This window comes from Ignavibacteria bacterium (assembly GCA_025612375.1).
GTDB lineage: Bacteria > Bacteroidota > Ignavibacteria > Ignavibacteriales > SURF-24 > JAAXKN01.
Map to the genome: position 1 here is coordinate 1 of JAAXKN010000069.1, position 10637 is coordinate 10637.

11 protein-coding genes are annotated in these 10637 nt (G+C 43.8%); 4 read left to right on the top strand and 7 right to left on the bottom strand.

Features of this window, described 5'->3' with window-relative positions:
• Positions 1–649: 649 nt before the first annotated feature.
• The 4 genes from HF312_20625 to dprA all read left to right on the top strand — a co-directional run bounded on the left by HF312_20625 (position 650) and on the right by dprA (position 2709).
• Positions 650–901: a hypothetical protein gene (locus HF312_20625; GenBank protein ID MCU7522631.1), complete on the top strand. Its 252-nt coding sequence runs from the start codon at positions 650–652 to the stop codon at positions 899–901.
• A gap of 115 nt (positions 902–1016) precedes the next feature.
• A complete protein-coding gene (locus tag HF312_20630) occupies positions 1017–1304 on the top strand; it encodes a DUF3098 domain-containing protein (protein ID MCU7522632.1) in 288 nt (95 codons plus the stop codon).
• Positions 1285–1560: a EutN/CcmL family microcompartment protein gene (locus HF312_20635; GenBank protein ID MCU7522633.1), complete on the top strand. Its 276-nt coding sequence runs from the start codon at positions 1285–1287 to the stop codon at positions 1558–1560. The genes HF312_20630 and HF312_20635 overlap by 20 nt, the downstream gene beginning before the upstream one ends.
• Positions 1561–1584: 24 nt before the next feature.
• A complete protein-coding gene (gene dprA, locus HF312_20640) occupies positions 1585–2709 on the top strand; it encodes a DNA-protecting protein DprA (GenBank protein ID MCU7522634.1) in 1125 nt (374 codons plus the stop codon).
• 41 nt (positions 2710–2750) lie between these two features.
• Here dprA and HF312_20645 read toward each other — a convergent pair whose 3' ends face one another.
• The 7 genes from HF312_20645 to HF312_20675 all read right to left on the bottom strand — a co-directional run bounded on the left by HF312_20645 (position 2751) and on the right by HF312_20675 (position 10523).
• Entirely contained in the window at positions 2751–4040 is a 1290-nt protein-coding gene (locus tag HF312_20645) for a replication-associated recombination protein A (protein MCU7522635.1), read from the bottom strand.
• Positions 4041–4337 carry a septum formation initiator family protein gene (locus HF312_20650; GenBank protein ID MCU7522636.1) on the bottom strand — a complete coding sequence of 99 codons (297 nt, stop codon included), beginning with the start codon at positions 4335–4337 and terminating at the stop codon, positions 4041–4043.
• Positions 4338–5342 carry a D-alanine--D-alanine ligase gene (locus tag HF312_20655; GenBank protein MCU7522637.1) on the bottom strand — a complete coding sequence of 335 codons (1005 nt, stop codon included), beginning with the start codon at positions 5340–5342 and terminating at the stop codon, positions 4338–4340.
• A gap of 29 nt (positions 5343–5371) precedes the next feature.
• Positions 5372–6019 carry a class II aldolase/adducin family protein gene (locus HF312_20660; GenBank protein MCU7522638.1) on the bottom strand — a complete coding sequence of 216 codons (648 nt, stop codon included), beginning with the start codon at positions 6017–6019 and terminating at the stop codon, positions 5372–5374.
• Complete coding sequence (locus HF312_20665; protein MCU7522639.1) at positions 5994–6995, bottom strand: Gfo/Idh/MocA family oxidoreductase; 1002 nt, start codon at positions 6993–6995, stop codon at positions 5994–5996. Before HF312_20665 ends, HF312_20660 begins: the two co-directional genes overlap by 26 nt.
• A 54-nt stretch (positions 6996–7049) precedes the next feature.
• Complete coding sequence (locus tag HF312_20670) at positions 7050–8000, bottom strand: methylenetetrahydrofolate reductase [NAD(P)H] (protein ID MCU7522640.1); 951 nt, start codon at positions 7998–8000, stop codon at positions 7050–7052.
• A gap of 108 nt (positions 8001–8108) precedes the next feature.
• The gene (locus HF312_20675) at positions 8109–10523 is read right to left on the bottom strand and encodes a penicillin acylase family protein (GenBank protein MCU7522641.1); all 2415 of its coding nucleotides are present in this window, start codon (positions 10521–10523) and stop codon (positions 8109–8111) included.
• Between the last annotated feature and the right edge of the window lie 114 nt (positions 10524–10637).

Here is a 10637-nt window from a genome sequence, read left to right on the forward strand (position 1 = left end):
CAAGATGAACTCTTTTGGTTCTCTCTTCTTCATTATCTTTAGAACTGCCTTTTCTCAAGTCTTTTGCTTTAGCAATTGCTTTCGAAAAGAGGTTTCAAATCTAACAAACTAATTGCCGTTTGTCAAGAACTTTCTTCAGATTTTTATTATTTAATTCCAAAAGAATATAATTCCCTTTAAGATCCGCCCCTGACTTATATCCTGCTTAATTCCAGGGAAATACCCGTAAACATTGAGCGAATCTCTATTTTCACCAGAACGAAAAAGCCGGGAACTTAACTTAAACTGCATTGTTTAACTGCAGGATTATTTTCCAGGCTTTATTGGCTTTGGAGACTTTTCGTCTCTGTGCTTCGTTTAATATGGAGCTAAAACTTTTATTTTGCTAGGGAAAAATTTGTCCCATCCTTGACGGCTTATTAATTCTGCTTTTAAGTTTATTTTTTGTTATTTTACAATCGGCCTTGTGACTATTGACAATAAATCGTTTTTTATTGTATTTTATTATTAAGATTTAAAGATATTTTGCTCTGGAATTGAATCCTTTCTAAGATTTTTTTGTTTTTGTAATGTCGGGAGGATTTATAGCATAGGTTTGTTACGGTGAAGTAAGATAAGATTTTATTTTAATAACTAGAAAAGGATGGGTATGATGAAAACAATTAAATCTAAAATTGATAATCCATTATCCGACTTGATCAGCGATGAGATTTACGAGCTTCTGAATTCGAAAGGTTTGATTGACGAAAAATCTGTCAGAGATTACCAGATACGTAATAAGTTTAAGGAATTAAGGGCCACTAAACTCAGCGCCAGCGATGCTATTGATGCTCTCAGAGAGGAATATCCATATTTGCAATTTGATACAATCAGAAAGATTGTTTATCAGATTCATAAATAAAGTTTTTGAATTCATGACTCATCAAAGTTCTCTCCCCAGAACTTTGAAATAACGAGTCGGCCCAGTGTCCCCCCAACACTGGGCTTTTTTTAATCTTTTTTTGGAACACATTTATATGTCTAAAACAACTGTTAAGAAAACTACAAGACCCGTAAAAAAAACTTATTCATCCCCTTTTAGCACCTACTGGGTAAAAGAAAATTATTATCTGCTCATACTGGGCGCGGTGATTCTTATTGCGGGCTTTTTCGTAATGTCCCTGGGCAAATGGGATAACCCGGTTTCACTCGTAGTTTCACCCATTCTTCTTGTAATTGGATATCTGGTTGTACTGCCTGCTGCAATTTTTTTCAGGAAAAAACAGACAAGTAAAAAGGCAGACAATGTTCCTGGGCAAAGTTAAGGGAAACGTAATCTCAACACAGAAGAACAAGTATCTCTCAGGACATAAGCTTCTTCTGGTTCAAAAAGTAGATCTGGATGGAAATTTCATCGGCAGTAAAGACGTTATTGCCCTTGACCTTATAGATTCCGGCATCGGTGACACCGTTCTGGTAGCACAGGAGGGAGACGCGGTCCAGCAGATCTTAGGACATCAAAAGGCTCCGGTTAATACGATCATTATTGCAATTGTTGATGACGTTGACGTAGCAAAATAATTATAATTAAACCGGTCTTAAACCGTGACAAAGCTTAATTTTGAGCAATTTGTCTCACTCAGACTTCTCCTCAGCGTTGAGGGTATAGGACCGGGCAAGATCAGAAACCTTCTTGCCCAATTCAAATCCCTGGATAGCATCCTTTCGGCCAGCCATAATGAACTCATAAAGACAGACCAAATAAGCCAGCTACTGGCTCAGAGAATAAGAAAAGCTACCTCTATACGCGAGGAATTCAGGAAGAAAATCAAGAACCAAACCGACAGGCTCAATAATATGGGTGCCTGCATTATTACCATATGGGATAAAAGCTACCCGGCGCTATTAAAGAAAATCTACGACCCGCCTCTTATTTTATATGCCATGGGATCTATTGCTGAAAGCGATAACTACGCGGTTGCCATAGTTGGCACACGCAAGCCTTCTAACTACGGGAAGCTGCAGACTGAAAGATTTTCTTCTGACCTGAGCACGCAGGGGGTAACAGTCGTAAGCGGTATGGCGCGCGGCATAGACTCCATTGCCCACCGCACTGCCCTAAAGGAAGGCGGACGTACAATAGCTGTTATCGGTTCGGGCCTGGATGTCATCTATCCCCCCGAGAACATGCAGCTTTTCCATGACATTGCCCGCAGCGGAGCAGTTTTAACTGAATTTGAACCAGGGACCAAACCCGACGCACAGAACTTCCCCAGGCGTAACAGAATTATCTCAGGGCTTTCACTTGGAACCATAATAATTGAGTCGGGTATTACAGGCGGCGCAATGCAGACGGCGGCTTTTGCACTGGAGCAGAACAGAGAGGTCTTTGCCGTTCCGGGAAACCTGGGAGAAGTGCAAAGCGAGGGCACAAATGCGCTTATTCAAAGAAGCGGAGCCAAGCTTGTATGCAGGATTGATGATGTAATTCAGGAGCTTGAAATAAAGCTTAAACCGGTAATCGGGAAAAACATACCCAGGGCGACTGAAGAGGAGCTTAACATGTTTGAAGAAAAGCTTATGGCGTGCCTGGACAAAGAACCTAAGCAGATTGACGTCATCTCCGCGATGACCAGTCTTTCAACCTCCGACTGCCTTGTAAATCTCCTGTCCCTCGAGTTTAAGGGACTTGTAAAGCAGTATCCGGGCAAAATGTTTGCAGCAGTTTAAGTACATCGGAGTTTTTTTGGGCTGTAGAAACAGGAAGGGCGCTAATACTTCTTCCTGCTTTTCCAGAGTGCCTTCAGCCTTTCCTTAAGAGTCTTTTCCTGGCCGTTTTCAGTCGGGAAATAGTACTGCTTCCCCTTTAATTCATCGGGCAGATAATCTTTTTCCACGAAATGATTTTCAAAGTTGTGCGGATACTGATATTCTTTGCCGTATCCCAGTTCCTTCATCAGCTTTGTAGGTGCATTCCTAAGGTGCAGAGGCACGGGATACATGGGCTTCGTTCTGACATCTGAAATTGCCTGTTCAATTCCCATATAAGAGGCGTTGCTCTTCGGGGAAGAGGCAAGATATGTAACCCCCTGCGCAAGAATAATTCTTGATTCAGGCATGCCTATCTTTGAGACCGCACTGAAGACAGTCTCAGCCAGAAGGAGCGCGTTCGGGGAAGCGTTGCCGATATCTTCAGAAGCAAATATGATCATCCTCCGGGCTATAAAGAGCGGATCCTCGCCCCCTTCAAGCATTCTTGCCATCCAGTATAGGGCCGCGTCGGGATCGCTTCCCCTGAGGCTTTTAATGAAGGCTGAGATGATATTAAAATGCTCCTCGCCGGCCTTGTCGTAAAGGACACTTTTCTTCTGGACTACGTTTTCAATAACTTCTTTCGTTATTCTGATTGTTTCCTGGTTTATCTGCTGCATAAGGGCAGCCTCAAAAATATTCAGCATCGTCCGGGCGTCGCCGCCCGAAACGTAGATCAGAAAATCCGAATCAACTTCCGCTATATTAAGTCCCGAAAGAAATTCATCTTTCTCCATAGCAAAGTTGAGTATATTCACGAGGTCGTCTTTCGAGAGCTCATTCAGAACAAATATCCTGACCCGTGATCTAAGAGCCGGAATTACTTCAAATGACGGGTTTTCAGTCGTAGCCCCGATGAGGACCAAAAGTCCCGATTCCACAGCCGACAGAAGTGCATCCTGCTGCGACTTATTGAAGCGGTGAATTTCATCGATAAAAAGGATGGTTCTTTTATGGAAGAGCTTGTTCTGCTCCGAAAGAGATATTATCTCCCTGATATCCTTTACGCCGGAGGAGACCGCATTTATCTGGTGAAACTCCGACTTGGTCTGCCCGGCAATAATTTTTGCAATTGTAGTCTTGCCCGTTCCAGGAGGGCCCCAGAGAATAAATGAACTCAGCGTGTCATTTTCAATCATGAGGCGGATCGGTTTGCCTTTGCCTAAAAGGGCCTCCTGGCCGCGAAAGTCCTTCAGGTCTTCCGGGCGCACCCTTTCAGCCAGGGGGATATGAGGAATCTCTTTTTTCATCTACTTTTCTTCGATCCTGTATACTTTTTCACCCTTGCGCACCATGTGGTACTTTTCCCTTGCAACTTTTTCAATCTTTGAATCCCTAGTCTTAAGAGAGTCAATCTCCGATCTTAACAGCTTATTTTTTTCTTCCACCTCTGCAATTTTCCCTACAAGCTCTTTTTTCTGGCTGAACAGCCTGTAGTACTGCAGGATTCCGAATTTGTAAAAGAAGAAAAATGCAAACGTCAGGATCAGAACAGCTGAAGCTGCAATGACTATTTTTTTATTCTTTATGATCTTGGAAATCGTCATTTATAGTGACAGCCTAATTATTCTTTCAAGGAGTTCATTAAAGCTCATGCCCATTGCTTTGGCCATTTTCGGGACAAGGCTTGTATCGGTCATTCCGGGCAATGTGTTTACTTCAAGGCAGTACATCCTGTTATCTTCTGTCAGCCTGAAGTCGAACCTGCTGTAAGACTTGCATCCAACGGCCTTAAAGGCCATAATTGCCTGCTCCTGCAGGCTGCCGGCAACCTCTTCCGGGAGCTGGGCGGGCACAATGTACTCAGTCATTCCGTGTGTATACTTGCATTCATAATCATAAAGGTCGTGCTTCGGCTTAATCTCAAGAACAGGGAGCGCCATTTTTTCGAGCACTGTAACAGTAACCTCGCGGCCCGGAATAAATTCTTCCACAACAGCCGATTCCGAATACTTCAGTGCCAGCTTTACGGCAGCATCAATTTCGTTTTCGTTATTGCAGATTGTAAGTCCAATGGTTGAGCCTCCTTCATTAGGCTTTAAGACGCACGGGTATCCGAGCACCTTATTCACTTTATCCTTTGCAACCGCCTCGTCGTAATCGCCAGGGGTTACTACAAACCATTTGGGTGTCATTACCCCATAGTGCTGGAACATGATTTTCGTCATGCTCTTATCCATAGCAAGTGAACTTGCAAGTACTCCGGAGCCTGTATATTTTACCCCTCTTAATTCTAGCAGCGACTGTATTGTCCCGTCTTCTCCCCACCTGCCATGCAAGGCAAGAAAAACCAGGTCCACGCCGTCTAAGAGTGGTGAATTAATGGCTGTTATGCAGTTCCTGTTGCTGATTTCGGCAAAGTCTTTTTCTTCAAAAAGCAGTTCAGGATCTTCCGGCTGATTAAGGCCGTATGCCGGGTCAATGGCCTTCACATTATAACCTGAATCTTTAAGTGCCTTATAAATTGATTTCCCGGAACGTTTTGAAACCTCTCTTTCGGGTGATGTTCCGCCTAATAACAGTGCAATCTTAACGTTTTTATTCTCGCTCATATAGTAATCGTTTCTTTTATTTGTAAAAATTATTTATTTAACTTCAGTCCATAGACTCTTTCGGCAATATCATAAAGCTTTTTAAGGCTTTCGCCCGATAAAGGCTTCTCTCCTCCCAGCGTCCTGGCAATATATAATGTCTGTGCCGCGTGCTCCAGCTTCTCCATTTTGAAGTATGCTTCTTTAACGCTTCTGCCGATTGTAACGGCGCCGTGGTTTTCCAGCAAAAATGCCCAGGAAGAATGTATATGCGGCCTGATCGAATCCGGGAGCTCATCAGTTGACGGGGTGCCGTATTTGCAGAGCGGAACCTTTCCAAGTGAAAGAATGACTTCTGGAAAAACCGGTTTTCCAAAACCCTCGCCCCTGCTAGAGGCAAAAGCAGTGGAGTAGACCGGATGGCAGTGTATGACAGAATTGACGTCAGGTCTTTCCCGGTAAGCCAAAAGATGGATTTTAACCTCCGTTGATACCTTTCCATGTCCTTCCAGAAGGTGTCCATCGAGGTCAATTTCCAGAAGGTCGTGTTCTTCTACTTCTCCTTTACATTTTGCCGAAGGAGTAATAAGTATCCTTTCTTCTGAGAGCCTGGCCGAAAGGTTGCCGTCGTAGGCGGCAACAAAACCTTTTTCATAAACCTTGTGGCAGGCTTCAATCAATTCCTGTCGTATTGTCATTTTTGCCTTCCAGCTCTTCCATCAATCTTAAATTATTCAGCCCATCCCTTCCGCTTACAAGAAGAGGTTTACCGGTTAAAAACGACTTTTGGAACGCGCGTAAGGCAAAAAGCAGTTTACTTCCTCTTTTCCTGAACGCCTTCCTGGCCTCCCCGCTGAGGTCAATTGTAAGCTTGCACGGATGGCTGGAGCGGCCGATCAGGTGCTCAATGCTTATAGCTCCGTTGTAACCCAAAATTTCAACTCTGTTAAAGGCCTTTTTTGTATTAAAAGATACATTAAAAAAGCCGTAGCCGCTTTTCTGATACTTTACTGTTGCAGCGGCAAAATCATCCACTTCACTTTTATAAATAATATTATCTGTGACCCCGCTAATGGAGGTAACTTCACCCCCGAAGTAGATAAGAAGATCGAGCATATGGGTACCGATATCCCTCAAGGCCCCTCCGCCGCTTAAAGCCTTATTGAAGCGGAAATTCTCATTCGGTGCGTAATCGGTGTTAAAGCTTGCCGAAACAGATACGATCTTTCCCAGCATTCCCTTTTCGATTATCTCCCTGGCCTTAATTACCAGCGGATGAAACCTGTAGACGTAGTTGACACCGAACTTCACGTTCATCTCTTCGCATACCCTCACCATCTCTTCTGCCTGCAAGGAATTTACTGCCAGAGGCTTCTCGCAAAGGATGTGTTTGCCTGCCCTTGCGGCCTTAATTACCTGCTCGTAATGATGGAGGTTTGCGCTTGAAATATACACACACTCTATGTCGCTTTTTAAGAACTCGTCGAAATTATTATAAAAGTTCTGAACGCCGAACTTTTCGGCCAGGAACCTGGCACGATTAATATCGCCGCTGTAAAGAGAATTCAGCCTGCTCTTTGGCAGAAGCTGAAGAGTAGGGATAAATGCTCTTTCCGCAAAATCGCCGCATCCGGCAACTCCCCATTTAAGACGCCTTATGATTTTCCCGCCAATTTTTAACATACCTTATCCCCTCATTAAATGCCTTATAAGCCGGTTCTTTTGAAATCAGATTTTTAACTTTTCCAAAAGCAACAGTATCGGCTTGGAATTCTGCATTATGTAAAAATGCACAGCCGGCACATTCCTGTTTAACAGTTCTGAGACCTGCCTGCATGCCCAGTTTACCCCTATTTCCATTACGTGTTCAGGTTTTGCGCTTAAAATCTCTTCTGAGAGCTCATCCGGAATATCGATATAAAAATTCCGCGGAATATTTGTAAGCTGCGTCTTGGAAGTAATTATCTTCAGGCCGGGAATAATCGGCACCTCAATTCCCTCCTGCCTGCAAAGATCAACATAATCAAAGTACTTCTGGTTGTCAAAAAACATTTGTGAAACGATGTATTCTGCGCCGGCGTCAACCTTCTGCTTTGTATGCTTTATGTCAATTTTCATATTCGGGGCTTCAAAGTGCTTCTCAGGGTATCCGCCTACACCGACGCAAAAATTGGTCGGCTTAGCATCAAGCAGTCCCTCCTCCAGATATCTTCCGTGATTCATCCCGACAATCTGGCTTACCAGTTCATAAGCATAAGTATTAGCGCTGCGCCCATAATTCAATGGCTTCTTAAAGGTATTCTCATCACCTCTGATGGCAAGAACGTTGTCAATACCCAGATAATGGAGTTCTATTAGAAAGTCTTCGGTTTCCTCGCGTGTAAAACCCTGGCAGATAATGTGCGGCACAGCATCAATGTTGTACTTATTCTGAATAAGGGCGCAGATGCCGAGCGTACCGGGCCTTTTTCTTTTTACCCGTCTCTGTATACCGTTTGGAGTTTCCTCATAAATTACTTCAGCAGCATGGCTGGTTATATCTATAAAGGGCGGGTGGTACTTTGCGATACTGTCTATGACAGAAAGAAGGGCTTTTATATCCCCGCCTCTTTGTGGAGGTATTATTTCAAAACTGATTATAGGACCTTTTCTAATAGCAAGATGCTCAATAACTTTCATATATTTCCTGTTTTTGACGCGCGTAATTTAATCATTTCTTTTTTAAAGTTCCTGCTTATTTTTATGCACTTTTCCCCTGAGGAAAGCGCTGGATTTCAGTCCTACTGTTTATCTTAATGTCATTAGTTTGTAGCCTGATGTGCGCACTTCCCTGTCGCCTGTTGCAACGCGGACATACCTGCCTTTAAGCCACATTTCCGTCATATCCTTGTAGTGCCTGCTTAGTACATTTCCTGACTGCCCGGTCGTAAGAATGAGGTAAAACTCATCCGGCTTTGAGAAGTCAAAAATATAACGCATCGAAGGCCCCAGGATTGTTTCATAGGGATCATTGAAGGAGTATTCCGTATTAAACAGGCTAGTCCCGCTTCCGCCAACTTCATATGGGCCGATATCAATAAACCTGTCGAGCGCGCCTAACCTTCCATGGAAAAGGTGCTTAAAGGTCACTGTATGCAGCCTTCCCCACTGCCAGTCCTGCACCGAGGAGCTGAAGTGGCTTTCGAGGTACCTCATTGCATCGATGAAGCTTCTTCTGATAATGTCATCACGCGATTCAACGTTCTTCGTGTTTACATTATCGAACCATGTGGACTTATTTTCCTTCAGCATTTTCATTATGCTGCGGTATGGCACGTTTGCCGTAAATACATATTCGTCATAAAGGCTTTTTCCCATCTCGTCTTCAAAGGTATTCCTGAGGAGGAACTGGAAGAATACCTCAAAGACTGCCGGAAGCTGGCTTCCCTCCTCCAGGCTATAGTTCCAGGTCTTAAACAGGTTCAGGATTCCTGAGAGCACCCTGTCTTTTACCTTAACTTCATTAAAGGCGGAAATTATGTACGGCGTCATCTCCCTAGCATATGGAGAGACAAAATCTGCCTGGTACTGCATAAAGTCCTGCACGGAATGCTTCTGCTTTGCGGTCAGAAGCTCATTGATCCTTTCAATTCTTGAAGGCGGCTCCCACAGGTTTGAAATATGATAGCCGAAATTATTTACCGTCTTATTATTTGCCGAGGCGATATAATTTTCAGAAGGGTTAAAAAGCGACGGCATCTGTTCAAACGGCACATAGCCTTTCCAGTCATAAGCATCGGTTGTGCCATCACAAACAAAGGTCGGGCTTACAGATGAGCGTATAGGAAGCCTGGCCCCGCATATGTAGCCTATATTTCCGGTCTTGTCTGCATAGACAAAATTTTGCCCCGGCACGTAGTAATGGCTTACTGCCTGACGGAAATCCCCCCAGTTTTTGGACATGTTTATGGCCATAATGGCATAAAGCTCATCCGAGAACTCGCTGCCGGTCCAGCGCATGCTAAGGACGGCTTTTTTCCTATTGCGGTCAGGGAACATTGTATTATACGGGTGAATTTCCGAAACAACCGGGCCCCTGTGGGTTTCCTTTACCGTAAGCTGAACATCATCCGAATCCTTGACATGAATAGTATACCTGTAGCTTTTAAGATCCTGCCATGCATTGTTAAAGAAATACTTTTTACCCGTCGAATCGATTTTTTCCATGTAGAAATCGGCATCATCGGCCATAACGTTTGTCATCACCCATGAGATGTTTTCATTTTTACCTATTACAACTCCCGGCACACCGGGCAGTGTAACGCCTTCGGCTTTCCAGTTCCGTCCCCTGATAACAGCAGCATACCATTTGCCGGGGGCCTGCAGAGCCAGGTGGGGATCATTGGCAATAATCGGTTTTCCGCTTGCTGATTTAAGGCTGTTGACGACCCAGTTATTGGATCCTATGTGTGTTCCCCCGAATCCGGCAAAGTTTCTGAAGGAGCGGTCTGTTTCTATAAAAGCAGTTGTGACTTCGGGAGCTGTTTTAAGTCCTGAGGGAATTATAGTAGGGGCATTTTCAGGATAGTCAGGCAGAATCTCTTTTACTTTTTCTTCTCCCAGCTTCTGCACAAGATTACTGAAGGCAATATCTGTCCACCAGCTTATGTTAAGTTCCCATGCCATCAGTTTGCCTATTATAAGGCTGTGCTCCGGCTTCCATGGGTATGGATCGTAGCCCAGGGCATCAAATTCAACCGGGTACCTGCCTTTTGCGTCCCGAATATAGGCGTTAACCCCGTTCGAATACGCATTAAGAAGTGAAAGGTACTGGGGGTTTAATCTTCCCATATCCCTTTTTACTGTTCTGTCGATGCCTATAGTCTTAAACATCCTGTCATAAGGAAGGGTCTTTGAGCCGAAGACCTCGCTAAGTCTTCCTTCGCCTGCTCTTCTTTCAACATCCATCTGAAAAAGTCTTTCGCTTGCATGCAGATAACCAAGCGCATAGGCTGCATCTTCATCTTCCTCAGCATAAATATGGGGAATTGCATACTGATCGGTGTAAATTTCAACGCTGTGTGAAAGCCCCCCAAGCTGTTTATCCCCCTCATATTCAGGCAGCGATTTATTAAGAAGCCTGTAAAAAAGTACCGCCCCCACAGCTGCAACAACCAGCAAAGAGACAACAATTGCAATAGAATTTCGCATCCAGTTTGGCATGATGTATAATTAAATTAAAAGTTGAAAAAAGAATTCCTTAGAACCGGCAATTACAAATTTATTGTAAATTTTTTCTTTATGAAAATAAATACAAATATTATTTTTGCCTAAGTT